At 66.3% G+C, this 24,817-nt stretch carries 18 protein-coding genes; 11 read left to right on the top strand and 7 right to left on the bottom strand.

Going from position 1 to position 24,817, the window contains the following annotated elements; genetic code table 11:
- The 4 genes from ACWAT3_RS16245 to ACWAT3_RS16230 form a co-directional block, all read right to left on the bottom strand.
- Positions 1-57, bottom strand: a 57-nt coding sequence (locus ACWAT3_RS16245; RefSeq protein WP_460799759.1) for a sugar phosphate nucleotidyltransferase, incomplete at its 3' end; no start/stop codon positions are given.
- A gap of 37 nt (positions 58-94) precedes the next feature.
- Positions 95-2,473 carry a glycosyltransferase gene (locus tag ACWAT3_RS16240; protein ID WP_460800069.1) on the bottom strand — a complete coding sequence of 793 codons (2,379 nt, stop codon included), beginning with the start codon at positions 2,471-2,473 and terminating at the stop codon, positions 95-97.
- 10 nt (positions 2,474-2,483) lie between these two features.
- Complete coding sequence (locus ACWAT3_RS16235; RefSeq protein WP_460800067.1) at positions 2,484-4,808, bottom strand: glycosyltransferase; 2,325 nt, start codon at positions 4,806-4,808, stop codon at positions 2,484-2,486.
- Between the two features lie 24 nt (positions 4,809-4,832).
- The gene (locus ACWAT3_RS16230) at positions 4,833-5,765 is read right to left on the bottom strand and encodes a hypothetical protein (RefSeq protein ID WP_460800065.1); all 933 of its coding nucleotides are present in this window, start codon (positions 5,763-5,765) and stop codon (positions 4,833-4,835) included.
- A gap of 140 nt (positions 5,766-5,905) precedes the next feature.
- Here ACWAT3_RS16230 and ACWAT3_RS16225 point away from each other — a divergent pair, with 140 nt between their 5' ends.
- Positions 5,906-6,958 carry a hypothetical protein gene (locus ACWAT3_RS16225; RefSeq protein WP_460800064.1) on the top strand — a complete coding sequence of 351 codons (1,053 nt, stop codon included), beginning with the start codon at positions 5,906-5,908 and terminating at the stop codon, positions 6,956-6,958.
- A 71-nt stretch (positions 6,959-7,029) separates the two neighbouring features.
- Here ACWAT3_RS16225 and ACWAT3_RS16220 read toward each other — a convergent pair whose 3' ends face one another.
- A complete protein-coding gene (locus tag ACWAT3_RS16220) occupies positions 7,030-9,360 on the bottom strand; it encodes a glycosyltransferase (protein ID WP_460800062.1) in 2,331 nt (776 codons plus the stop codon).
- A gap of 39 nt (positions 9,361-9,399) precedes the next feature.
- Between ACWAT3_RS16220 and ACWAT3_RS16215 the strand changes: the two genes are divergently transcribed.
- From ACWAT3_RS16215 to ACWAT3_RS16195, 5 genes are all read left to right on the top strand, one after another.
- Positions 9,400-10,566: a nucleotide sugar dehydrogenase gene (locus ACWAT3_RS16215; protein ID WP_460800061.1), complete on the top strand. Its 1,167-nt coding sequence runs from the start codon at positions 9,400-9,402 to the stop codon at positions 10,564-10,566.
- Between the two features lie 105 nt (positions 10,567-10,671).
- Positions 10,672-11,523 (top strand): ABC transporter permease, encoded by an 852-nt coding sequence (locus tag ACWAT3_RS16210; protein WP_460800059.1) that lies wholly within the window; start codon positions 10,672-10,674, stop codon positions 11,521-11,523.
- A 76-nt stretch (positions 11,524-11,599) separates the two neighbouring features.
- Positions 11,600-13,336, top strand: a complete 1,737-nt coding sequence (locus tag ACWAT3_RS16205) for an ABC transporter ATP-binding protein (RefSeq protein WP_460800057.1) — start codon at positions 11,600-11,602, stop codon at positions 13,334-13,336.
- A 2-nt stretch (positions 13,337-13,338) separates the two neighbouring features.
- Positions 13,339-14,442 (top strand): hypothetical protein, encoded by a 1,104-nt coding sequence (locus tag ACWAT3_RS16200; protein ID WP_460800056.1) that lies wholly within the window; start codon positions 13,339-13,341, stop codon positions 14,440-14,442.
- Entirely contained in the window at positions 14,439-15,512 is a 1,074-nt protein-coding gene (locus ACWAT3_RS16195; protein ID WP_460800054.1) for a glycosyltransferase family protein, read from the top strand. The genes ACWAT3_RS16200 and ACWAT3_RS16195 overlap by 4 nt, the downstream gene beginning before the upstream one ends.
- A 6-nt stretch (positions 15,513-15,518) precedes the next feature.
- On the opposite strand, the gene ACWAT3_RS16190 is transcribed toward ACWAT3_RS16195, so the two are convergent.
- Positions 15,519-16,481 (bottom strand): glycosyltransferase family 4 protein, encoded by a 963-nt coding sequence (locus ACWAT3_RS16190; protein WP_460800053.1) that lies wholly within the window; start codon positions 16,479-16,481, stop codon positions 15,519-15,521.
- Positions 16,478-17,587 (bottom strand): glycosyltransferase, encoded by a 1,110-nt coding sequence (locus ACWAT3_RS16185; RefSeq protein WP_460800051.1) that lies wholly within the window; start codon positions 17,585-17,587, stop codon positions 16,478-16,480. Before ACWAT3_RS16185 ends, ACWAT3_RS16190 begins: the two co-directional genes overlap by 4 nt.
- A gap of 136 nt (positions 17,588-17,723) precedes the next feature.
- Between ACWAT3_RS16185 and ACWAT3_RS16180 the strand changes: the two genes are divergently transcribed.
- From ACWAT3_RS16180 to ACWAT3_RS16160, 5 genes are all read left to right on the top strand, one after another.
- A complete protein-coding gene (locus tag ACWAT3_RS16180; protein ID WP_460800049.1) occupies positions 17,724-19,811 on the top strand; it encodes a glycosyl hydrolase in 2,088 nt (695 codons plus the stop codon).
- A gap of 74 nt (positions 19,812-19,885) precedes the next feature.
- Complete coding sequence (locus tag ACWAT3_RS16175; RefSeq protein ID WP_460800048.1) at positions 19,886-21,622, top strand: DUF4012 domain-containing protein; 1,737 nt, start codon at positions 19,886-19,888, stop codon at positions 21,620-21,622.
- Between the two features lie 129 nt (positions 21,623-21,751).
- Positions 21,752-23,206, top strand: a complete 1,455-nt coding sequence (locus tag ACWAT3_RS16170; protein ID WP_460800046.1) for a sugar transferase — start codon at positions 21,752-21,754, stop codon at positions 23,204-23,206.
- Between the two features lie 76 nt (positions 23,207-23,282).
- Complete coding sequence (locus tag ACWAT3_RS16165; RefSeq protein WP_460800044.1) at positions 23,283-24,335, top strand: DUF222 domain-containing protein; 1,053 nt, start codon at positions 23,283-23,285, stop codon at positions 24,333-24,335.
- 268 nt (positions 24,336-24,603) lie between these two features.
- On the top strand, positions 24,604-24,816 hold the full coding sequence (locus ACWAT3_RS16160; RefSeq protein ID WP_429458587.1) for a hypothetical protein: 213 nt from the start codon (positions 24,604-24,606) through the stop codon (positions 24,814-24,816).
- Position 24,817 lies beyond the last annotated feature (1 nt).

Here is a 24,817-nt window from a genome sequence, read left to right as displayed (position 1 = left end):
CAACGTGATCGGGTGCAGCCGCGTCCCAGAACCCCCCGCAAGAATGATGCCTTTCACGCCTCTATGTTGTCACACGCAACACCCGCCACTGGCGTCAGCGTCGCAGTGGCAGATGCTTGATCACCTGAAGATTGGGGCGAAGCCACGGCGCCACACGGAGGATCCCGTGGGCTATTGGCCGTGCTGCGCGCAGCACAGCTGCCTGCCATGACCTTCTGCCTTCGTGCATCCCCGGACTGCGTCTATCGGAGGCCGGAGCCGTCATTTCTCGTGACCGGAGCCGGGAGCGTTGCTCGGCGAACTCGATGACGAGATCGACAAGCTGCTCAACATCTCGAAGAGTGGGACGCGGTGAGTGCGCACGAGGCAACGTTCCGGTCATCAACTGCCGATACAACGCGGCGAAGTCATACCCAAGCTCACGTTTCGCGGCCGTGACCGAGGCGGCGGACATCGTTGTGTACAACCCCGGATCGGTGACGATGGCAGCGATTCGACTAGCCAAGCTGTGCGGGTCTCGCTGCGGTGCGATCGCCAGTCCGCCATTGCCTTCCGCGATCGCCAGCCATGGCAAGTCGTACATTGCGACTGGGAGGCCACGGGCCTGTGCTTCCGGGATGGTGAGCGGGTAACCCTCGATAAAACTCGTGCTGACGAATATGTCGGCGTCGTCGATTGCTGCCATCAGTTCAGCGCCGCGCAACGGGCCAACTGCCTGGACCCGACTCCCCAATCCTTGTTTGCGTGCTTGAGCGTTCAATCGCGCTGCGCTCATGTCCCGCCAGTCTGGCCCGATGATGCGCATGCGAAAGTCGACACCCATGCGTTCAAGATGCTCGGCGACGCGGAGCAGCTCGCTCACGCGCTTGGTCCGCTCTTGGAGGCGCCCCCACCAGATGAGCTCGACTGGTCGACCCTCCGGTGCCCGTCGCGGTGAGGACACCAGGCCGGCGGTGACCATCAGAGACGAGGGCGGGTTTGGCAGATACGAAACGCGAGGCATGCCGCGCAATTTCCAGAAGGCCACGTCGAGCGGCGACAGCACCACGAGATGTGACAGCAGGGGGAAGTAGAGGGGCGCGCGCTGCAGCCGATCCAAGCCGAGCAGTAGCGAACGCCCAGCGAAGTTGTGTGACCATCCGATCGTTGGGACCCCCGCCGCGCGCGCCGCGAGGGCAAAAGCCTGCCAGGACGTCGAGTACTGCCATTGATGGTCGATGACTAGATCGATCTCGTTCTGCACGCAGAGGTCCGACCACGCTGAGAGTGCAGATCCGAGCGTCTCGTCCGTGACTTCGACGAACCGTACCCCGGCCGGAAGGCCAGACGCGTCGCTTCCTGTTTCACGGGCGACGATCAACACCTGAACGCCTGATTCTTGCAGAACTCGCGCCTGCGAGATGATCACGCCGGAGATACCGCCGGTACGCAAATGATTCGTTGCGAGCAGGATTCGGCGTACCGGTCTTTCGGCCAGGTCGATTGCGTCGGCATGCGCGGCGAGGGTATCGATATCTTGCGGCCAATGTGTCGCAGTGGACTGCACGATGTCGCGGGGCGATGCACGCGAATACAGGTCTGCGAGCACTGCCGGGAGCAGGTCCGGTCGGCTGTGGTCTGCGAGATAGTGGGTTGTGTAGGCGATGATCGCGCGTCGGGTGGACGCGTAGGTCGCGAGTATGTCCTCCGATTCGACGCCAGAGCCCGCGACGTGTCGAACGGCTGGCTCGATCGAGTCGATCGAGTGGATGGCACTGGCGTAGAACGACGCGGTGTCGAGGTCGCGCACCTTTCGGCCGCTGCTACCGCGCCCGAAGTGATAGCGGTACAGGCGCTCCGGTATCGACTCCAGGTGTCTCGCGATCGCTGCCGTGAGGAACATGACGGGCAGGTCGTTGACTCGCGGCAGTATCAAGTCTGCGGGCAGAAGCGCATACGCGTCGAGGAGAAGCTGGGTGCGGAACAGGTAGCGCCAGAGCTGACCCTGTGCCGGGCGGTCCTGTGGGAAGAGCTTGTGTATTACGTCGCGACCGGAGAGGCTGGCATGCTTTGGCTGAAGGCGTGATTCGAACGCTCCGCCGGTACTCCCGTCAAGCTGCACGACTTCGACGCCGAACTGTACGAGATCTGCGCCGGTCGACGTCGCCTTCAGGAAGGCAGTTTCTGCTGCGTGCTTCGCCAGTTCGTCGTCGCCGTCGAGGAAGAGCAGATGGGCCGCCTGCGCGGCCAGGATTCCGGAGCGTCTCGCTTGAAAGGCCGACGTATTATGTGTCTGGCGGATGAGGTGCACGCGGCGATCGCGTGCCTGGTATTCCTCAACAATTCGAACGGTGTCGTCCGTGGAGGCGTCATCGACCACGATGACCTCAATCGCATCGAGCGTCTGTCGGAGACAGCTGTCGAGCGCGTTGGCGATCACGTCCTCATCGTTGAAAACGGGGATCACAATCGAGACGTGGGGAGCTTGTGACATGGGTGTCTCCCTATCGGCGCAACAGGACGCGCTTGATCTTGCTTGCAGCGGGCTGGAGCCAGGGCGCGGAGTCCACTACGCGATGGCCGATCGGCGTGAGACGTCGTTCGATCCGTTGCGCGAACGTTCGGTGGTGAGGCCGACGCCGCTGAGCAGGGCGTGCGCGCGCGGGGGAGGGACTGCCTGCTGCCGTTGGCGGCGGAGTGCTCCGTTCAGCGAAGAAGGCGAGTAGCTCAAGAATTTGGCGACCATCTTCAAGCGTGGGCTCGGGAGAGTGCCCAGGCGAAAGGGTCCCCTGGAGCAGGTCGGCGTACAGGCGAGTGAAGTCGTAGGAGGTCGCCAGAGCTGAAGACGTGACGGATGCCTGCGACATGGCTTCGTAGCGCTGCGGGTCTCCTGCAAGGTCAGCGATCGCGTTAGCGAGCGATGCCGGATCCTGTTGCGGAGTTGTGATGGCACCAGCGTTGTTCTGGAGCAGCGACAGCCATGGCAGGTCATACATGGCGATCGGCAGTCCTCGGGACTGTGCCTCCGGCAGCGTCAACGGATATCCCTCGATGATGCTCGTATTGATGAAGACGTCCGCTGAATCGATCGTCTCCAGCAGTTCGATGCCGTGGCGCGGCCCGGTGAGTTCGATCCGGTCAGCGATTCCTCGCTTCGAGGCGAGTTCGATGAGGCGGTCCGCCGTCACGTCCGCCCACTCAGGGCCAACGATCCGCAGTCGATAGTCCACACCGAGCCGCCGGAGTGCCGCCGCGACTTCCACCAGTTGCGTCACTTTTTTGGTGTGTTCCTCTAGACGCCCCCACCAGATGAGTTCGAGCGGGCGCCCCTGCGGCGCTGACTTCGCTTGTCCCGTTGTACCGGCTTCCAACAGGAATGGGGAAGGCGGGTTTGGTAGATAACTCACATGGCCGATGCCGCGTAGTTTCCAAAACGCGACGTCCAGTGGCGAGAGCACGACGAGGTGCGCAAGCGCGCCGAGATGCGTTTGCAGCACGGTCTGCAGATCATTCGCGTTGTAGGTGGGGCGCGCGGCGAAGTTGTGAATCCAGCCGACAGTCCTAGCTCCCGTTGCGCGGGCAGCCAGCGCGAAGCCCGGCCAATCTCGGGAGTAGAGGATCCGATGGTCGATGACGACGTCGACTTCATATATCCGGCAGAGTTGAGCCCACTGCGCTACGCGTTGGCGCCGCGAGGTTCCGGTCACTTGGACGAGCGTCGCGCCAGCCGGTACCAGAGACTCAGCGCTACCCGGTCTGTGGGTCGCGATGATTACCCGAAAGCCTGCGTCGAGAAGAATACGCGCTTGCGTCAGCAGTACACCGGACACTCCGCCGGTCGTGAGCACGTTCGTTGTGAGTAGCACGTTACGAACCGGAGCTTGGCCAAGTTCGAGACGCTGGCCGTACGCGACGAGAGAGGCGAGCGTGTCCGGCGCGAATGCGACGGCGGCTAGGGTCGCGTCAAGCTCATCGATCCGATCTCGCAGCCGGAACTGCTCTTCCACACGCGCATCCGACGGGAGCGAAGCGAACGTGGAGAGAGCCTCGGCGATCACGGTGAGATGGCCGGCCGCGAAGCCGTCCAGCAGTGGTTCCGGGTCAGGGCTGGATCGCGCTCTTTCGCGCAACGTCGCGGCAAGACTGCCGAATGCGTTGACTTGGTCGAGCAGTTCGCGGAATCGAGCAGTATCGACGTTGGTCTTTGGCGCTCTACGCACATACTCGACCGTGTCGACGGACGCGTAAGACGTGGCCAGGGCGTAGGCGAGGAGCACGATTGCGCGATCATCGGCGAGCAATCTAGTGTCGTCTGACACGATTGCGTATGCCTGAAGCAGCAAGTTCTTCTGGAACAGGCCGCGCCAAGGCTCCAGCCCGGCTCGCGTCTCTCGGGGTACGAGATGGCGGAGGATATCGGGCCCGTTGAGCGGCCCGACGGCGGGCAGCGACTTGGAGCTCTTGCCGTCGGCCCGTGCTGTGGTGATGGCATAACAGATCAACTGTGCGCGGGTTTCATCCGCGCACTTGTGAAGACGCTTCGCCGCTCCACGGCTGACGACATCGCCAGGCTCGATGAACAGGACGAAGGGAGCAGAGGACGCGTGGACACCAGACCGGCGCAACTGCGCTGCTGACGACTCAGCAGGCGCAGCAACGACGACAGTGCGCCGGTCTTCCGCGAGTGCGGCCTTCAGCGATGCGCTCCGGACCGGCCCTACGTAGACGATCTCGATATCGGTGAGCGACTGCGTGAGGCACGATTGCAGACTGCGCTCGACAGCAGCTTGGTCGTCAGTGGAAACGATAATGAATGAGACTAAGGGCATCGATCTCGTTGACATAAGCGGTGATCACCGTCCCGCCGCGGCATCGCGATAGATCGCGGCGTAGCGTGCGCTGGTCATGTTGGGGTCGCGTGACTCCAGATGCGGTCGGCCCACTGGGGGCGAGAGACGTAGCTCTGCGAGTGTCGTCTCGAATGCGTGCGCTGTCAGCGGGCCTGGGTAGCGCCGGACCCACGACGCGCCGATCTCTTCGCCCAAAGCGCGCGTGTGAGCCGAGTCTTCGACAAGAACAGGACGGTCCAAGGAAAGCGCGAGCATCAGGATGCTCTGACCCTCGTATGTCTGCGGCGAGGCCACCGCGACGATCTCTGCTTGGCTCACTTCTGAAACGCGTGCTGCGTCCGAGAGATCCTCGTCACGGTGCGATATCGAGTGGAGATGATCCGCAAGCGTTCGCGCATACGAACTTTCGAGTTCCACGGGAACCCTGCCAGCGACGCGCAACCTCCATCCGGGAAGCTCGGCGACGCCGAAAATCTTCAGCAACACTTCGTACCCCGGATCCAGCGTGTCCTGAGCGATGAAGACAATGCGCCCGGGGTGGGTGTCCTCCCGAGGGAAGCCCAGGAAGCGGTCGCGAAGATGGCTGTGCCCGAGAAACACCCGCTGTCGACGATCCGCCGCAGTCAAGGGCAGCAACGAAATCACGGTCGCCGCCGCGTCGTCAACGATGATCTCGGCCTGGGACGGAAGACGCCGCTCGTCGGCACCGTCCGCAGTTCGGACGAGTGCGATTCTTCGGCGCTGGAGGAGCTTTGCGAAACGCTTCGCACGTCGCACGCGTCTTCTTTCTGACCCGCTGCGATCGCCGATCACCAACTCGATGTCGGTGAGATGGACCACATCAACACCGTGGACTCGAAAAGGGTCGGTGCGGAAAACAAACTTGGAACCGCTCGGTGCCAGCCCCTCGGAATCGTCGCCAAAGAGCTGGTCCACGTAATCGATCCGATGACGCGGTGGTCGTGAGGTGACGAGCACGGTCGGAACAGCGACCGGAGAGTCGTCCCACGTGCTCGCTGCCCTCGTCGCTGAAGAAAGCGCGGAGAACACCTAGCAACCATATAGTGTGGGGTGCCGTGAGTGTGAAACGGCCTCAGCACGTGTTCGCGCACTTCAGCGGACAGGATGACAACCTCGGCGACTCGGCGTTGCGCGTCGCATATCTCGAGGCGTTGCGCGGTTCGGGGCGGCACATCCACCTCTATTTAGGCGACGCGACAGCGGACTACGTGGCAGGGTTCGCTACCGGCCCGGACGTTACTGTCTACAGGCAGCGTGCTGACTGGGCAGGTGCTGAAGCCGGGGTGGCGAGGCCAGTACACGCGTTCAACGCTGGCGAGATCAATCCACGTGCGGGGGGGATCTTCCCGGTTTCACGCCGCGCGGCGGAGTGTGCTCGGGTCCTAGAGGACGGCGGGGCTTTGTTCTTCGCGGGGATCGGCATCAAGAACGTGGACGATCTCGATGGCGTCTCGTTCGATCCTGTTATGCGTGAGGCATCGGTAATGTCCTGGCGCGACGAAGGTTCGCGTGCTGCTGCTGGGTTCGGCGATTTCGCACCGGACTGGGCGTACTCGGAGGGCACACCCGTCGAGGACTGGGCGCCCCCGGCAAATCGACCACTCATCGCTGTGACGATGCGATTCGACAGGGCGTGGCCAGGCGATGATTGGCTGTCGTCCGTTCGGGCGTTCGCATCCGCAACGCAGGGACGCATCGTCACCGTTGCGCAGGTTGCGCGGGACGCGCCTCGGGCCGTGCGCCTCGCAGATGCGCTCGGCGGCGAGTACATCATGCCGAAGAGCATGCGCCATGATGCGCTCGACGAATACGTGCGCGCGGTCTATCGGCAATCGGTCGCGGTGATCAGCGACCGGGCACATGGACTCATCATCGGCGCGACTGAGGGTGCATATCCGATCGGCTCGGGCAGCGACCCTCACAAGATCTCACGGCTGTTGTCCGCAGTCGGCCTAGGCGATCTCGTTGGACATTACGACCAGTTCGATGAGTTCGCCGCGCGCTTCGACGCACGTGTCGCATCGCTTCCGCCGGCCGTAACCGCAGCGCGCGCGGACATCGCTTCTCTTGTCGGGCGAGTACACGCTGCCATGGAGGCAGTCGCATAGACCGTCGCCGACGAGGGAAGCCCTGAGCGGTCTTAGGCCGACAGGCCAGCCGTGGCAGGTGCAAATTGCATTCAGCGTGCGCCCAGCCAGCCCTTCGCGCGATAGGCGAGAGGTTTCAATCCGGGAATACGCTTCAGTGCGACGCGACCTGCCGGAGCGGCCGATCGCCACAAGCGACTTCGCCATGTTTGCGCGTCCGTCGCCGGCTTCTGGTGAGGGCGCGCGTGCTGAGAGAAGAAGCCCATCAGACCAAGCAACTGCCCAGCGCTTTCGAGCGTTGGATCAGGTGAAAAATCGGATGCGAGCGTCCCGGACACGACATCACGATACAGTCGTTCGAAGTCGTGATCTCGTGCTCGGCCCGCAGCAACCAGGGATGCGCGGGATAGCGTCGCGAATCGCCCGGGGGTCTCGACGATATCGGCGAGCCGCGCCGCCAGCGCACGGGCGTCGCCTTGCGGTACGGCGACAACACCGTCGTTGTCATTCACGAGCGTAAGCCAAGGCAACTCATACATGAACACCGGCAAGCCACGGGATTGCGCCTCAGCAATGGTGAGTTGGTACCCCTCAATAATGCTCGTCGTGACGAATGCGTGGGCCGCGTCGATTGCCGTGACCAGCGCAGCACCATGCATTGGGCCGGTAGCGACAACCGCGTCTCCGACACCGCGTTTGCGGGCGAGCCTGTTGAGCTTCTTGGCCGTGACATCGTCCCAGTCCGGTCCGATGACTCTCAGTCTGAATGCGACACCGATCGAGCGGAGCTGCACGCCTACCTCGATGAGCTCACGTACTTGCTTCGTCCGCTGTTCCAGCCGGCCCCACCAGACGAGCTCGAGTCGACCGGTCGGTGCAGGCTTCTCGATCGTGGTTGCTGCAGATGCGAGCATCAGAGGCGATGGCGGATTGGGCAGGTAGGCCACGTGCTCGATCCCGCGCAGGCGGAAGTAAGCGACGTCCAGTGGCGACAGCGTGACGAGCTGCGCCAGCGTAGGGCTGCACCGCTCTATGAGGGTGAGGCGGTCGTTGCCGTCGTAAACGGGGCGAGCGACAAAGTTGTGCAGCCAGCCGATCGTCGCTGTGCCCTCGGCGCGGGCGACGAGGGCGAACTCCGGCCAGGTGTCCATGTACAGCACCTGATGGTCGATGACAACATCGACCTCGTAGGTGCGGCAGATCTCTGCCCATTGCTCCAGTTGTGCGGGGAGGCGGGGGGACGTCAGTTCGATGAACGAGACGTCGTCGGGCAGCATGCTTGCGTCGCTGCCGGTGTTGCGCGCAACGACCGTCACCCGGTAACCGGCGCCGTGCAGATATCGAGCCTGCGACGTGAGCACGGCCGAAACCCCGCCCGTGCGCAGCGTAGATGTGACGAGCACGATGTTTCGCACAGTCGAGGGCAGGCCCCGCCAACTGGCGTGGTACTTGAGCGCCCTGAGCGTCATCGGGTAGAACCGTGCCGCCGCGTGCACGATGTCGTTCGCAGTGGCAACGGCGTGCAGCTGCGCGAGCGCGCTGTCGATCGTCGTCTCGTCGCTGTGCTCGACGAGCTGGAAACACACATAACCGACGATGGACAGGCGTGCGGACTCGTAAGCCTCTCGAACGACAGCCGGGTCGGCTTGCCTCGACGCAAGCTCCTCGACCGCCGGGCGGATCGCGTCGACCGACGTGATCGCCCCGATGTAGAACTGCGCACGCTCAACGCTGTCGACGCGATGTCCGCTGCCGCCACGGCCGAAGTGATACCGGTACAGCTTGTCCGGTATCGCGGCATAACTCGAGGCGAGAGCTGCGGTGAGGAACAGCAACGGAAGATCATTGACGCGGGCGAGCTCTAGATCGTCGGGTATCAGTGCGTATGCTTCGCGGAGCAGGCGAGTGCTGAAGAGGAAACGCCAGAGCTGGCCTTGCGCCGGTCGTCCGACTGGGAAGAGCGCGCGCAGCACATCGTCGCCGGTGTGCGGATGCGGCGGTGGCTGGAGGCGCATCTCGTATGGGCTGCCGGTCCGTCCGTCGCGTTCGATCACGGTGACACCGAAGCCAACGATCTCCGCGCCCGTTCTCTCTGCCTGCGCGATCGCGGTGGCCGCTGCCTGCGGCGCGAGCTCATCGTCGCCATCGAGAAACAGCACATGGTCGGCGGTCGCTGCCAGAATGCCCGTTCGACGTGCCTGAAATGCTGAGAGATTGCGCTCATGCCGCACGACGCGGACGCGACTGTCACGTCCGCGGAACCGCTCGAGGATCTCTGAGGTATCGTCTGCCGATGCGTCGTCGACGCAGATGACCTCGATGTTCGTCAAAGTCTGCGCCAGCGCGCTCTCGAGGGCTGTCGCGACGGTCGCTTCGTCGTCTGAGACCGGCATGACGATCGTGAGCAGTGGCTGCGGAGTCATCGAGGCGAGTCTATCCACGGGGCGGGATAGCCTTAGAACATGAAGATCGCCATCGCCGGGACCGGATACGTCGGCCTGTCCAACGCCGTCATCCTCGCCCAGCACCACGAGGTGTTCGCCGTCGATATCGACCCCACGAAGGTCGAACTGCTCAGCCGGCGCGTCTCGCCGATCGCAGACGTCGAGCTCGAGGACTACCTCGCCACGCGGGAACTGGATCTCACACCGACATTGGATGTCGATGAGGCGTACCGCGGCGCGGAATTCGTCGTGATCGCAACGCCGACGAACTACGACGAGATCACCAATTACTTCGACACCTCGTCGGTCGAGGGCGTGATCGAGACGGTTCTGGCGGTCAACCCGCACGCTGCGATCGTGGTCAAGTCCACTGTGCCAGTCGGCTTCACCGCCCGAATGAATGCGGAGTATCCGCAAGCTACGATCGTCTTCTCACCAGAGTTCCTGCGCGAGGGGCGCGCGCTGTATGACAACCTCCACCCGTCGCGCATCGTCGTGGGCGATCGCGGCCCCGTTGGGCAGCGCTTCGCTGAGCTACTGCTTGAAGGCGCGATTGCCACCGACGTCCCCGTGCTGCTCACGGATGCGACGGAGGCCGAGGCGATCAAGCTCTTCGCCAACACCTACCTCGCGCTGCGCGTGGCGTACTTCAACGAGCTCGACACCTATGCCGCTGTGCACGGACTCGACACCAAGCAGATCATCGAAGGCGTCGGACTCGACCCGCGGATCGGCTCGCACTACAACAATCCCTCCTTCGGGTACGGCGGCTACTGCCTGCCGAAGGACACCAAGCAGTTGCTGGCGAACTACTCTGAGGTGCCGCAGAAGCTCATCGCGGCGATCGTCGATGCGAACAGCACGCGCAAGGATTTCGTCGCCTCTGACATCCTCGCGCGCAACCCCCAAACGGTGGGTGTCTACCGTCTCGTGATGAAGTCGGGATCGGATAACTTCCGTGCTTCGTCGATCCAGGGGATCATGAAGCGAATCAAGGCGAAGGGCATCGAGGTGGTCGTCTACGAACCCTCACTCGAGGAGGACGAGTTCTTCCACTCCGAGGTGGTCCGCGACCTTGACGAGTTCAAGTCGCGCGCCGACGTCATCATCGCGAACCGTTCGACTGATGCGCTCGAAGATGTCGCCCACAAGATCTACACTCGCGATATCTATGGCCGCGACTGACCGAGCCGGCGGAGGGCGGCTCGACGAGGTGGGGTAAGATCTTCCGATATGCCCGCCACGCTGCGGGCGTATTGTGCGTCAGGACAGAGAGATAGAGGAGTCCGTATGGGAGCGATGGCTGTTCCCGCGACCGCCGGACTGACCGAGGTGGGGACTCGTCCGCCTCTGGGCGCCTATCTCGCGGAAACCAGGCGCATGCTTACCTTTGCGCTGCGACTCGCCGGTAGCCGCCTAATCTCTGGTCTGCTTCCGAACCGGCTCGGCGTGCTGTGGATCGTTCTCAAGCCGCTTTCGCTGGCGATCGTGTACGGCACGATCTTCTATTTCATCCTTTCCGGGTCAGCCCGTCCCGAGAACTTCGTGCAATACCTGCTCGTGGGTGTCTTCGTCTTCGAGTTCTTCACCGGCTGCTTTGCGAGCGGATCGAAGGCAATAACCAACAACGCGAAGCTCGTGCAGAGTTTCGGGTTCCCCCGAATGCTTCTTCCGATCTCCGTTGTCTTTGAGCAGGCGATGCGCATGATCCCGGTGATCCTGCTACTCGGAATCCTCCTGCTCATCTTCGGCGAGCCGATCTCCTGGTCGTGGTTGCTGATCATCCCGATTTTCATAGTCATGGGTGTTTTCAACCTCGGGCTCGCACTCGTTGTGGCGCGAATCGCGGTCCGCACGCGAGACATTCAGCAGTTGATCCCGATCATTACTCGAATCCTGTTCTACGCGAGTGGCATCTTCTTCGATGTGGACGGCGCTCTTGCGAGTTATCCGACTTTGCTCACGATCGTGCACCTCATACCGACCTACGACTTCATCTCTATCGCGCGAGACGTGCTGTTGTCGGGGTATTCTGCCCCGATGCTGGCGTGGATCGCGGCCCCACTGTGGGCGCTGGTGATGATAGTCGTGGGAACGATCTTCTTCTGGCAGGGAGAGCCGAGGTACGGACTCAGTGACTGAACTTCTGCTCCCCGGTCAGGCAGTCGGGCTACCGGGCGACGCGCCGCGAGCAATGATCGCCGCGGAAGACGTACACGTGAACTATCAGGTGTACGCCTCCGGCAAGCGCATGACCGCACGTGAGTCCATGCTGAGCCTGCGATCGTTGCGGGGCGGGCGCGATCTTCAAACCGTACCCGCGCTGCGCGGCGTGACGTTCACCGCGAACGAGGGCGAATCGATCGGCGTGGTCGGCCACAACGGCTCGGGCAAATCGACCCTGTTCCGAGCGATGACCGGTCTGATCCCGCCTTCTGAAGGGCGCATCCTGGCTCGTGACCGTCCTGTACTCCTCGGCGTTAACGCGGCCCTGGTCCCCGAGCTTTCAGGTGAGAACAACATTCGGTTGGGCCTGCTGGCAATGGGCTTCAGTCCCGATGAGGCGGCGGGGCAGATCGACGAGATCGCCGACTTCGCCGAGTTGAACGACTTTATCTATCACCCGATGCGCACGTACTCGTCCGGCATGGCGGCTCGATTGAGGTTCGCGATTGCGTCGGCGAAAGCGCATTCGATTCTCCTGATCGATGAGGCGCTCGCCGTGGGCGACCGGCGCTTCCGGACGAAGAGCGAGAAACGCATCAGCGAGTTGCGCGGTAGCGCGGGCCTCGTGATGATCGTGAGCCATTCCGTCGGGTCGCTCAAAGAGACGTGTGAGCGGGTGCTGTGGGTACACAAGGGTGAACTAATCGCCGATGGCCCGGCGGCTGACGTCATCGCGGAGTATGTCGCTTGGACGAAGAAGCCAGGAGCCGGTGCTGTCGGGGCAGCGTCAGCGTCGATCCCGCAGACGAAGAACGCGCCGGTTGCAGTGGGATTTGCTGGCGTTGCTGACGGGAACCCGCAGTCCACGATTGCACCAGCGGCAAGCGTGCTGCCGGCGACAGCCGTAGCCTCTTCAATATCGGACGAACCCCGCGCCATCGCCCGTCGCGAACGCCACCGCCGGATGGAGCAGCGCCAGCGCAAGCGCAGCTACCTGCTCATGGCGCTCACCGGCGTCGCGATTCTGCTCGCGGTCGCCGCAGGCGCGATCATCGGAACGCTCGCGAGCGCCTCGGCGCCAGCCGACACAGATCCGTCCCCGCGACCCACTCCCGAAGAGACGCAGGCGACCACTGCGGCTCCGGTGATCACGAACTTCACCGCCAACGCCACCACCGTTCAGTGCGAGGCGGAAGAGGGCGAAGCGCAGGTGCTGCTGAGCTGGGACATCGACAACGCGAAGAGCGTCGCGGTCGGCTCGGGCAATGCCGAGGTCGACGCGCTCGAGTTCCCCATCGCTGCGGCGCTCCCGGCGACGCTCGCCGACCGGGCCGTGCCCTTCGACTGCACGCAGGAAGCGGTCGTCTACACGGTCACGGCCGAGAACGAAGACGGCGTGCGGGTCAGCGCGCCGTACATGGTCACGCGCATACTGCCCGTTGAAGAGCCCGAGGAGCCGCGGGATCAGGGTAACTCGGGGGATCAGAACTCTCCGCCGGACGAGACGGAGCCGGAGTCCGGTGCAGGGACCGACGCGGACGCGAGCGCCGATGCGGGTGCCGCAGCCGACACGGGTGCGGATGCGGGCGCTGCCGCCGACGCCGGTGCGGAAACGGGCGCAGCTGCCGACGCGGGCGCAGAAGCCGACGCCGGTGCCGATACCGGCGCGGGAGCGGAGACGGGCGCCGACGGCAGCGTCGACACCGGTGCCGCCGCCGCCGACGCGGCGGCCACTGCGGATGCCACAGCCGACGCGACGGGCACGCCGGACCCGACGGCCACCCCCTGAGCATGCGCCCCCGATCGCCCCGACCGCCGCGATCCGCGCGCGCCACCCGGACGTTCGTCTCTCTCACCGGCCCCGCGGGCAACATCGGCGACGCCCTCATCCGCCGCGAGACGCTCGCCTGGGCATCCGACACGAGCGACGAGCTCGTCGCCTACACGGGCGACGCGCCCGACGTCTGGCTGACCCAGCTCGGCATCCCCGAAGACGCCATCGTCCTCCGCTCGAAGAAGTCGGTGCCGCGCTGGCTCTGGCTCCTCATCGCGGCTCCGCGGCATCCGGTGCTCGTGTTCGAAGCCGGCGAGATCCCGCTCGATCGGGGCAACGGACTCCGTGAACTCGTCTTCCTCGCCGAAACGCTCATCGTCCGCCTCAAGGGCGGTGTCGTCGTCCGGCCACCCCGGGGCATCCGGGCGCCGTCGCAGCCGTCGCTCAGCATCCATCGCCTCGCAGCGCGCCTGTCGCCGGTGACGCTGTGGCGCGACGCGGTCACGCTGGCCACCGCCCGCACAGGACGCCTCGCCCCCGACATCGGGTTCTCCGCCGGCATCCGCCCGGGGCTCGGCTGGAACGAACGCGCCGAGCTGATCGTGAGCCTGCGCGGCGCGCGTCCGCTGCCTGACGAGCGCTGGATCCGCACGGTGCGCGAGAGCGCGGAGCGCGCGGGGCTCGGCATCCGCACCGTCGTCCAGGTGCGCGAGGACGAAGACCGCGCCCGCGAACTCGCGGAACTCCTCGGCGGCGTCTTCGAAGAGTGGGGCGAGACCGACCCGCTCGCCCAGGAAGAGCGCCTGCGCGAACGCTACGACGCCGCGCAGCTCGTCATCAGCGACCGCATGCACGTCCTCGTTCTCGCCGCCCTCAGCGGAGCCGTCCCCGTCGAGCTGGTGCCGCAGCCGACGGCGAAGATCCGCGAGGCGTTCGCGGCCATCGGCCTGGACGACGTCTCGATCGACGCCGCCACGACCGACCAGGAGCGCATGCGCGAGGCCCTGCGCCCGACGCCCGAGCGCGCGGTCGAGGTCGCCGAACGCGTGGGCGACGCGGAGGCGGCCCTCGCCGGCATCCAGCAGATGCTGCGCACCGGCATCCGCAGGACGCGCGCATGACGCGGATCCTGTTCCTCTCGCACAGCCATCCGTTCGGACCGTTCCGGGTCGGCAGCCACCACTATGCCCGGGTGCTCGCCCAGCGCGGAGCAGACGTCGTGCACCTGAGCACGCCGATCTCGCTCGCGCACAGGGTCACCGGTCGCGTCAGCCGGACGGACCTCGCCGCCGTGCCGAACCGTCCGCAGCGCGACGCGGACGGCGTCCTGAACGTCGTGCCGCGGACGATCCTGCCGGTGCCGGTCGGCGCACCAACGGTGGCTCGGATGCTGAAAAGCGCGGGCATCGCCCCGCGCTTCGACGCCGTGCTGATCGACCAGCCGCTGCTGTGGGACGCCTCCGTGCGCTCCCTATCGGATGCCGTGATCTACCGCCCCACCGACCTGTATCCGGCAGGGGTCAAGCATCGGCTGCAGCAGCGGATCCTGGATGCCGCAGACGCCGTGATCGCGACCTCCGACGAGGTGCTGCGCGGGCTCGGCCCCGTGCGCGTGCCGTCGCTCGTGCTCGGCAACGGCGCGGAGGTCGCACGCTTCGCGGCGCCCACCGGGGCGGACGCGCCACGCGCCGACCGCTGCGTCTACGTCGGCGCCCTGGACGCCCGCTTCGACTGGGAACGCGTTGAACGCTGGGCGCGGTCGCGGCCCGGCGTCGAGTTCGTCATCGCCGGACCGGACGCGCATCCGCCGCATCCTCTGTCGTCGAACGTCTCCCTCGTCGGGCCCGTGTTCTACGCGGACGTCCCCGCCCTGCTGCACACGGCCCGCGTCGGCCTTCTGCCGCTCTCCGACAACCCGCTCAACGCGGGGCGGAGCCCGATGAAGCTCTACGAGTACCTCGCGGCCGGTCTCGCGGTCGTCGCGCGCGAGACGCCGGGCATCCGCGGGCGGTCTGACCTCGGCATCGAGGTCTACACCGGCGGCGACGACGCGGATGCCGCGCTCGAACGGGCCCTGCGGCATCCGTCCCCGAACGAGGCGGGGGAGCGCGCCGCGGCCGACGCCTCGTGGGAGCGCAAGACGGACGCGCTCGAGGAGTTCATCCGGGCACTCCCCGGACGCTCCGCGTAGGCGCCGTCAGCGCATCCGCGTGATCGTCTCCGAGACGATCGCGGCCGTCCGATTCCAGTCGTATCCTTCCGGTGGATCGACCCGGCGACTGGCGGCAACCGCGCCGCTCAACGCGTCGGCCCACTCCTGAGCGTCATGCGCGGATGAGACCGCCCACCCGCGCTCGCCCACGATCTCGGCGACCGCCTCGCATCCCTGCCAGTGGACCACCGGCACGCCGCAGCTGATCGACTCCAACGCGGGCAGTCCGAAGCCCTCCAGCGTCGAGGGCATCACGGTCGCGGCGGCGCCCCGGTAGAGCTCGGCGAGCTCCTCGTCGCCGACGCCGCTCACCCAGCGCACGCGAGCGCCGACGCCGTGGTGCGTCGCCCGAGCACTCAGCTCGCCGATCTCGCGATCCGGCACGACGGCCACCAGGCGCACGTCGCGTGCCAGCGCGAGCGCCTTGAGCACGGTGTCGAGGTTCTTATGCGCCCGACCGTTGCCGACGAACAGCACATACGGATCCGCGGCATCGGCGGCATCCCCGGGCCGGAACGCGTCGGAGCAGCCGTTGCCGGCATTGACGATCTCCACCGCGTCATCCCTGACCCATTCCCGCAGCGCCCGCGCTGACGTCTCCGACACGGTGAGCACGACACCGGCCCTGCGGACGACCTGTCGGACCGGACCCGCGTAGTACGCCGCGAACTTCCACCGCGACAGCCCTGGTGCCTGCAACTGGATCAGGTCGTGCAGCGTGAGCAGCTGCCGCCGAGCACGCACGAGCGCTCCGTAACCGGGGGAGTAGACCACGGCATCCGGGGCGCCGGCCGACGGAACCGCGCGGAACGCGTCGGTCGGATGGAACGGCGTGCCGTCGAGACCCAGATCCGTCCAGGGCACGGTCAGCCGCGGGAGCACCTCCGACGCGTACCGGCCGATGCCGTGGGTTCCGCGGTAACGGTCGTCGACCAGCACGCGCGTCATGCGCCCGCCCCGTCGACCGATTCGTCCACCCACGCACGGATGCGGTCGGCGAACACCTCTTCCGAGAACAGCATCCCCTGCGCCCGGCAGTCGTCGGACGAGACTCCGGATGCCGTGGCCACCGCCTTGCGCAACTCATCGTGCGACCAGTGCTCGACGAGCGCACCGGTGCGACCGTGCACGATCGTCTCGGCCGTGCCGCCGATCGCGTTGGCGATCACCGGACGCCCGGCGGCCATCGCCTCGACGGGGACGATGCCGAAGTCCTCGATCGCGGGGAACACGAGCGCGAGGCAGCGCTGCAGCAGCGCGCGGTACAGCTCCATCCCGGGGGAGTCGACGAAGAACACCCGGCCGGGAGCGCGCTCCGCGGCGAACGCGCGCAGTCGGGCCTCGTCGGGTCCGGCGCCCGCCAGCACCACAGGGACATCGGCGGCGACACCGGCCTCGATCGCGAGATCCAGGCGCTTGTAGGGGATGAACCGCGAGAACCCGAGCAGGAACGTCTCGGGCAGGGCATCGAGAACTTCCTGGTCGTGCGCGTCGAGGTGCGCGGGCGCGAGGAACGCAGTCACATCGACCGGGGGATAGATGACCGCGCTGTCGCGCTGCCAGGACGCCGCGATGCGCTCCTGCACGAACCTGCTGTTCGCGGCGATCGCGACCGGCTCCTGCGCTCGCCGCCGATCGAGGCGCTTGAGGGGAGCGGCGACGGCCCTCGCGGGGAGCGAGCTGCCCCGCCCGTCCAGCTCGGGGGTCCAGATGTAGCGGGCCGGCGTGTGCGCGTAGACGAGCTTGGGCGCGAGACGTGCGGGGCCCGCGAAGCGCGCGTGGTGCGCGAACAGGTGCGAGCTGGTGAGCACCCACTCGGCATCCACTTCGGGAAGATCTCGCCAGGCCGCGGGCATCAGCGGGAGCGCCGCGGCCTTGTGCCCGCGCAGCGGGGTGCGGGCGAGCCACGTCTCGCCGTCGACCGTGAACCGGCCGTCGCTGTCGTTCCACAGGCAGTAGCGCGCGGCATCCGGAAAGATCCGCGTCAGCGACTCGAAGACGTTCTCCGACCCGCCCCGCGGGGCGAGCCATTCGTGCACCAGGACACCGGTCACGGCATCGAACCCGCACGAAGAAGCATGCATCGAGTCTAGGGAGGATTGTCCGCACGGCCGACTCCGTGGTCTGTCAGGTTCGTGCCGCTAGGTTGGTAGCGACCACCCGGGGGGAAAGGACACGATGGCTCTGCGCTTGACGAAGAAGACCACGATCATCATCGCGAGCGCGGCGGCCGTGCTCCTGGCCGGAGGAAGCGTTGCGACAGCGGCCATGATCATGGCGCAGCAACCGGAACCGCAGGCCACCGAGACGTCCGAACCGACTCCGGAGGCCGTCGCCACCACTCCGCCGCCCGAGCCGCTGGCCGAGGTGCCCGTCACCAATGTCGCCCGAGCGTCGATCGACGGCTGGACACTCGCCGACCGCACGGTCGTCGCCGCCGTGCTCCCCGAAGTCGGCGACGCCGCCACCGGCACCGTGTCGCTTCGGGTGGATGCCCCGGCCGACGACGCCGATATCGTCGCCGCCTCCGCCCCTGTCGCCCTCGCGCCCGAGACCCAGTACACCCTCAGCCTCTCTGCACGCCTGCTGGCCGAGAAGAAGGCCGCGACCGGCATCCGCCTGGATGTCGCCGGCCAGACGTTCACGCTCGACGAGCTGGATGCCGAGTGGGAGACCGTCGAATTCCCCTTCACCACCCCGGCCGACCAGGCCGCCGACTCGTCGATCGACATCGTGCTCTCCGGCGCCGTGCGCGGGTTCGGTATCGACGACGTCTCGATCACCGGTGCGGCAGGCGACGAGTTCGTCGCCAACGGCTCGTTCGAGGCCGTTCAGGCATCGGGTGGCATCGTCAACGACTCGCTCATCCTCACCGACAAGAGCGCGGTGCTCGCCGTCGCGGCCCCCGCTGGTGCCGTCACCTGGAGTGCGACATCGACCTCCGGCGGCGAGCCCATCACGGGCGAGGCCACGGCCGCAGGGCCTCTGACCGCGCTGCCGCTGACCGGCGTACCCCAGGGCCACTACGCGGTCACGGTCGATGACGCCTCCGGTCGTCACATCGAGACGAACGTCGCCGTGATCGACACCGGAACCTTCTACGTTCCCCAGGACTCGCGCTTCGGGGTCGCCGCGCACGTCGAGAAGGAGACCTTCATCGGCACCGGCACCATGGCCTCCGCGCTCGGCTTCGCCGAGGTGCGCAACGACATCTCCTGGGAGCGCAACGAGAAGACCAAGGGCCAGTACGTCTGGGACGAGAACTACGTGCGCGAGTTCTCGCGCATGCACGCCAATGACGTCAAGCTGCTCGGCATCGTGGCCTACGGCAACCGGCTCTACGGCACCAGGCGCGCGCCGTCCGGTGAGGAGTCGATCCAGGCGTACGGCCGCTACGCGAAGGCCGTCGCCGACCGGTTCGACATGGTCGGCCTCGAGGTGCTGAACGAGTTCAACCACCGCGAGACCGATGTCCCGTGCGGTCAGGCGCCCTCGTGCTACATGCCGATCGCGCAGTCCGCCTGGGATCACGTGAAGCCGTCCCACCCCGATCTCCCGCTCGTCACCGGGTCGACCGCGCTGTACGACCGGGACTGGTTCGTCGGGTTCTGGCAGGCCGGCGGCATGGCCGTGACGGATGCCGCGAGCTACCACCCGTACGAGTCCTGGATCGACCGGGACGCCGACCTCATCGCGGGCACGGTGCAGCAGTCGATCGCCGACATGCAGGAGGTCGCCGGCGCGACCAAGCCGGTGTGGATCACCGAGATGGGCTTCCCCACGCACTACGACGGCGTCACCGCAGCCGAGCAGGGGCAGATGATGGTGCGCAACGAGGCGCTCGCGTTCGCGAACGGCGTCGAGAAGTACTTCTGGTACGACCTCATCAACGACACCCCGGATCTCGCCGCCGGTGAGTCCAACTTCGGCCTCTTCGAGAACAGCCCGCGGGCGAACGTCCTTGCGAACGCGCCGAAGCCCGGTGCGTTCGCGCAGGCGCTCATGATCACGCAGATCCGCGACCGCGGCTTCCTGGACGACGAGTCGGACGACACCAGCACGGTGCAGGTGTTCGGCACGGGTGACGACGAGGTCCGCGTCGCCTGGGCGAAGGATGCCGAGGTGCAGCGTGCCTTCGCCACCGACGTCGCGCTGTCGGTGACCGACCTGTCCGGGCTCACGCAGATCCTCGAGCCGGAGGACGGCCAGGTCACGCTGACGCTCGGCGCGTCCCCGGTGTTCATCGGAACCGCTGAGGTGGATGCCGAGGCGGAATGACCCCTCCCGGCATCCTCCGAAACCGCCGCAGGTAGACTGCATCGGTTGCATCCCGTACGAAAGGCAAGTCCTCCATGAGCGCTGAGAGCAGGCGTGCGCAGACCGTCGACGACAACACGACGGACAAGAGCCGCCGCCGGCGTCGCGTCTGGCTGATCCTCACGCTCGTGGTGATCGCACTCCTCCTCGCCGTCTGCTGGGTGGGTCTTCGCGCCCTCACGGTCAAGGACGGCCTCGTCAAGAGCCAGGAGCTCATCAGCGACATCCAGAACGGCGGAAACGTCGACGAGGCCCTCCCGGAGCTCGCCGAGAACGCCGAGAGCGCGTCGGCCGCGGCATCCGACCCGGTGTGGTGGCTCATGGAGTGGGTGCCGGTGGCGGGCGACAACCTGCGCGGCGTGCGCCTCGCGGCGCAGTCGCTCGACGCGCTCGTCAACGGAGTCGCGCTGCCCGTGATGGATGCCGGTGACGACAGCGCCCCGGTCACGGTGCGTCTCCTCGACGCGTCCGAGGAAGAGGGCGAGCGCATCGTCCAGCTCGCCGACGGGCTGGACTCGGTTTCGAACTCGCCGTTCCTCATCTCGGTCGTCCGCGACGGCGTCGATCAGGTCGACGCGGTGATGTCGGCCGCAGCGCCGATGATCGGCATCCTGCCCGAGCTCCTCGGCGGAGACGGAGAGCGCAACTACCTGCTGGCCTTCCAGAACAACGCCGAGTCGCTCGCGCTCGGCGGCAGCGCGGCGGCTCAGACGCTCGTGAAGGTCGACCGGGGCGTGATCACGATGGGCGCGCAGGGCGACAGCGGCAGCTACCAGAACGGCACCGCCGTCGACGTCGCGGTTCCCGACAGCGCGATCCAGCTGTACACGAGCTATCTCGTCGACCACATCAACACGTCGACCAGCCGACCCGACTTCCCCACGGCGGCGCAGATCCTGCGCGCCTGGTGGCAGCGCGACATCGCGCCGGACGAGGTTGCCGGCGTCATCTCGATCGATCCGATCGCGCTGTCGCGCATCCTCGTCGCGACCGGACCCATCGAACTCGAATCGGGAGAGGTGCTCTCCGAGGACAACGCCGTCTCGCTGCTGCTCAGCGAGGTGTACGGCCGCTGGGACTCGTACAAGGAGCCGGAGCTCGTCGACGGATTCTTCGCCGACACCGCCGCCGCCGTCTTCGACAAGATCGCCACCGGCGACTTCGACATCAAGGACATGATGTGGGCGATCACCGAGAGCGCCAAGCAGGGCAGCGTCCTGGTCTGGGGTGAGGACGAGCAGATCGCCGAGGCGATCAAGGGCACCCGCATGAGCGGCGTCCTGCCGGAGAACAACAAGAACACGACCTCGGTCGGGATCTACTTCAACAACAGCAACGGGTCGAAGATCGACTACTTCACCGAGACCGCGACGTCGGCGACCTCCGTCTGCGAGGGCGACACGGCGACCTACACCGTGAACGGTGCACTGACGCTGCCGCTGTCGCAGCGCCAGGCCGAGGCACTGCCGCGGTACGTGCAGAGCATGACGTTCGGTGCGCGCTTCCGCGACTGGATCTTCGTCTACGGCCCTCCGGGGACGACCCTGGCCGATGCCACGTTCAACGGCGACGAGGTCTCGGTGATGCACCGCGACGTCGACGACCTCGGGCGGCCGGTCGTCGCGTTCGAGGCGTGGTTCGACCCCAGCGACTCGGTCGATGTGACGGCGACGTTCGTCGGACCCGCCGGCGACAACGGGCCGCTCCAGGTGCTGACCAACCCGATGGTCAACAGCGAGAAGCCCGTCGTCACCGACGGCTGCGCCGGCTGAGAACCGGGAGTCTCCCTCCCAGGAAATTCCAAGGCCGCTAGAATGACTGCGGTTCTGGTGTCCGTGTAGGGGGTGGTGGTCGTCGTCGTTCAACTCGAGCGCGGCAGCTCCGATGCCTCGGGGGAGCCCATGAGGCCCCCGCACGCTCCGGTCAAGAAGGCACGTCCTGGTGCCTGGCCGCGTCGCTATGCGAGCCGTCTGTTCTACAGCGACGTCGTCGTGATCGTGCTCGCGCTCGTCGTCTCGGCGACCGCGGTGCTTCCCGCGCTGTCGACGGGGGTCTCCTGGCCGGACGGCCCTTCGATCTCGTACATCACGGCGCTCGTCGTGATCGGCGTGCTCTGGCTGCTCGCTCTCGACGCGACGGATTCGCGAGACCGCCACATCGTCGGCCAGGGAGCCGACGAGTACCGCCGCATCGTCAACGCCTCGATCGTCGTGTTCGCGGTCACCGTCGCGATGGCGTTCTTCCTCGGGATGAACCTCTCGCGCGCGCTGGTCGCCGTCGTCTTCCCGCTCGGACTCGTGCTCCTCCTGCTGTCGCGGTGGATATGGCGGCAGTGGCTGCGCGGCCGGCAGAAGTCCGGCCGCTACCTGCACAGGGCGGTCGTGATCGGCGAGCCGTCGAAGGTCGCCCATGTCGCGCGCGAGATCCGCCGCGCCAAGAGCAGCGGGTACGAGATCGTCGGTGTGATCACCGAGGGCACGTCGCCTGATGTCGTCGCCGGCTTCGAAGTGCTCGGCGACATCGCGAACGTCGAGACGCTGCTGGATGACGTCCGCTTCGATGCGCTGATCATCGTCGGGTCGGACGACCTCGACCCCCTGACGATGCGCCACCTCGGGTATGCGGTGTCCGACCGCGACATCCAGCTCATCATGGCGCCCGTCCTCACCGACATCGCAGGCCCGCGCCTGCACACGACCCCGGTCGCCGGCCTGCCGCTCGTGCACGTCGACTTCCCGCGCATGGAGGGCTCCAAGCGGTTCCTCAAGCGCACGTCCGACATCATCGGCTCGATCCTCATGCTCGTGCTGCTGTCGCCCGTCTTCCTCATCACCGCGATCGCGATCCGCATCGACGGACCCGGCCCGATCTTCTACTCCCAGGACCGCATCGGCCGAGGCGGGCGCACGTTCGGAATGCGCAAGTTCCGCTCGATGGTGGCGAACGCGGACGATCAGCTCTCGACGCTTCTCGACCTGCAGGGCACGAGCGACTCGCCGCTGTTCAAGATCGAGGACGACCCCCGCATCACGAGGGTCGGGCGCTTCCTGCGCAAGCACTCCATCGACGAGCTGCCGCAGCTCGTCAACGTCTTCCTGGGCGACATGAGCCTGGTCGGCCCCCGTCCGCAGCGCGCATCGGAAGTCGCGCTCTACGACGACGTCGCGCATCGGCGCCTGCTCGTGAAACCAGGGCTGAGCGGGCTCTGGCAGGTCTCCGGCCGCTCGTCGCTGTCGTGGGAGGAGACGATCCGTCTCGACCTGTACTACGTCGAGAACTGGTCGCTTATGCAGGACGTCATCATCCTGTTCCGCACGGTGCGTGCGGTCTTCCTACCCGGCACCACGGCGCACTGATTCTCGGTAGCCGTTCTCGGGGTTCGTCCGCGAGCTTCGGGGTCGTCAGCGGGCGTGGTCATTTCTCCCGGGGACCGTGCATTCCCTCGCGGCACAGTCCGCCCTGAGGCTGGTACCAGGCGGTCTGCGTCCATGGACGGTGGGTGCAACTACGCTGACGCGCGACAATCGAACATTTCTTTCGAACATCTCTTCCATTCTTCGTGTTGGTTCAGTAGTCTGGAGGCATGTCGACGACGCATCCTCTGCACGACGCGGTCAGCCGCGCTGGTCGACAAGGCGGCCGGGTTTGTCGTTGGACGAGGTCCGTAAACTCCTCACCCGCACCGAAGCGCACCTGGACCCCGACGGGGTCCTGCCCCGGGAGGAAGCAGCACGGGCGCAGAACAGACTGGTCATGTTCGAACGCGAGGGGCGCCTGCACATCGACGCGGACGTCGACGTCGCCACCGGTGCGCCGATCAAAACCGCGATCGAAGGGCATGTCACCGCGGTGCTGAACGCACGGGGGAGCGCCCTCGACCCGGACGCTCCCGACGCCGACCGGCGCAGCATCGCGCGGTTGCAGGCCGACGCTCTGGCCGATATCGCCGCCCACGCCATCGGCTGCGACAGTAACGCCCCTGCCCTCGCCGGGGCGACCGTGATCGTCCGGGTCGGGGTGAACGACCTGGCCGATGGCACCGGATGCGCATCCATCGACGGCATCGACCAGCCCATCAGCATCAGTGCCGCCCGACGCATCGCCGCCAACGGGGGCGTCATCCCCTACGTCCTCGGCACCGACAGTGAGATCCTCGACTGGGGCAGGGAGAAACGCTTCTTCACCCGCACCCAACGACTCGCCCTCGTGGAACGAGACGGCGGATGCGCGATGTGCACCCTCCCACCCTCGATGACCCGCGCGCACCACATCGACTGGTGGAACCGCGACCGCGGCAGAACCGATCTGGGCCGCGGCGTCCTGCTCTGCGACAACTGTCACCACCGCGTCCACGACAACGGCTGGGAAATCCGCATCCAAGGCACCGGCACCACCGCGAAAGTCTGGTTCATCCCACCCGCCAACGTCGACCCCACCCGCACCCCACGCCTCGGCGGCACCGCCCGCTACAACCTCGCCGCCTGACACCGGCGACGCCTGAGAGACTGTGCGTCGATGGCACTGAGCACCTCTGGCTGACCTCCTTGCCGTCTGCGCGCCGACAACGCCGGGTCTCCTCGCCGCCTGACGCCGCTGGCAACACACCCGCCGACTGACGCCAGCCGCACGGGTGGGCACGCGTGAGACGCGGGGTGACACGGCATCGTCCCGCCTCTTCCCCTTGCGGCATCCGCCGGACAGAATGTGAGGGGTCGGCCGGAACAGGCCGGCAGAGAACCGGATAGGGGATGCAATGGGAATCGATGAGGCAGTCAACAAGGGCAAGGACCTCTACGAGGAGCACAAGGACAAGATCGCCGAGGCCGTGAAGAGCGAGCAGGCTGAGGACATCAGCGACAAGGTCCTCGACGGAGTCGCCGATTTCGCCAAGAAGGTTGCCCCCGGTGCCGCCGACAAGATCGACGAGATCCGCGACGGAGCCGACAAGGCCGTCGGCAACGAGTGAG

It is taken from the genome of Microbacterium sp. GXF0217, assembly GCF_054798195.1.
Note: the sequence above shows the minus strand (reverse complement) of the source record. Positions and strands in the feature narration are given on the sequence as shown.

What these genes read in the sequence shown, in the direction of transcription:
- ACWAT3_RS16195 (WP_460800054.1), top strand. Translation starts at nt 14,439, where the DNA reads ATGACGCGGATCCTGTTCCTCTCGCACAGCCATCCGTTCGGACCGTTC.
- ACWAT3_RS16220 (WP_460800062.1), bottom strand. Translation starts at nt 9,360, where the DNA reads ATGACTCCGCAGCCACTGCTCACGATCGTCATGCCGGTCTCAGACGAC.
- ACWAT3_RS16190 (WP_460800053.1), bottom strand. Translation starts at nt 16,481, where the DNA reads ATGACGCGCGTGCTGGTCGACGACCGTTACCGCGGAACCCACGGCATC.
- ACWAT3_RS16235 (WP_460800067.1), bottom strand. Translation starts at nt 4,808, where the DNA reads ATGCCCTTAGTCTCATTCATTATCGTTTCCACTGACGACCAAGCTGCT.
- ACWAT3_RS16160 (WP_429458587.1), top strand. Translation starts at nt 24,604, where the DNA reads ATGGGAATCGATGAGGCAGTCAACAAGGGCAAGGACCTCTACGAGGAG.
- ACWAT3_RS16210 (WP_460800059.1), top strand. Translation starts at nt 10,672, where the DNA reads ATGGGAGCGATGGCTGTTCCCGCGACCGCCGGACTGACCGAGGTGGGG.
- ACWAT3_RS16170 (WP_460800046.1), top strand. Translation starts at nt 21,752, where the DNA reads ATGAGGCCCCCGCACGCTCCGGTCAAGAAGGCACGTCCTGGTGCCTGG.
- ACWAT3_RS16240 (WP_460800069.1), bottom strand. Translation starts at nt 2,473, where the DNA reads ATGTCACAAGCTCCCCACGTCTCGATTGTGATCCCCGTTTTCAACGAT.
- ACWAT3_RS16200 (WP_460800056.1), top strand. Translation starts at nt 13,339, where the DNA reads ATGCGCCCCCGATCGCCCCGACCGCCGCGATCCGCGCGCGCCACCCGG.
- ACWAT3_RS16215 (WP_460800061.1), top strand. Translation starts at nt 9,400, where the DNA reads ATGAAGATCGCCATCGCCGGGACCGGATACGTCGGCCTGTCCAACGCC.
- ACWAT3_RS16175 (WP_460800048.1), top strand. Translation starts at nt 19,886, where the DNA reads ATGAGCGCTGAGAGCAGGCGTGCGCAGACCGTCGACGACAACACGACG.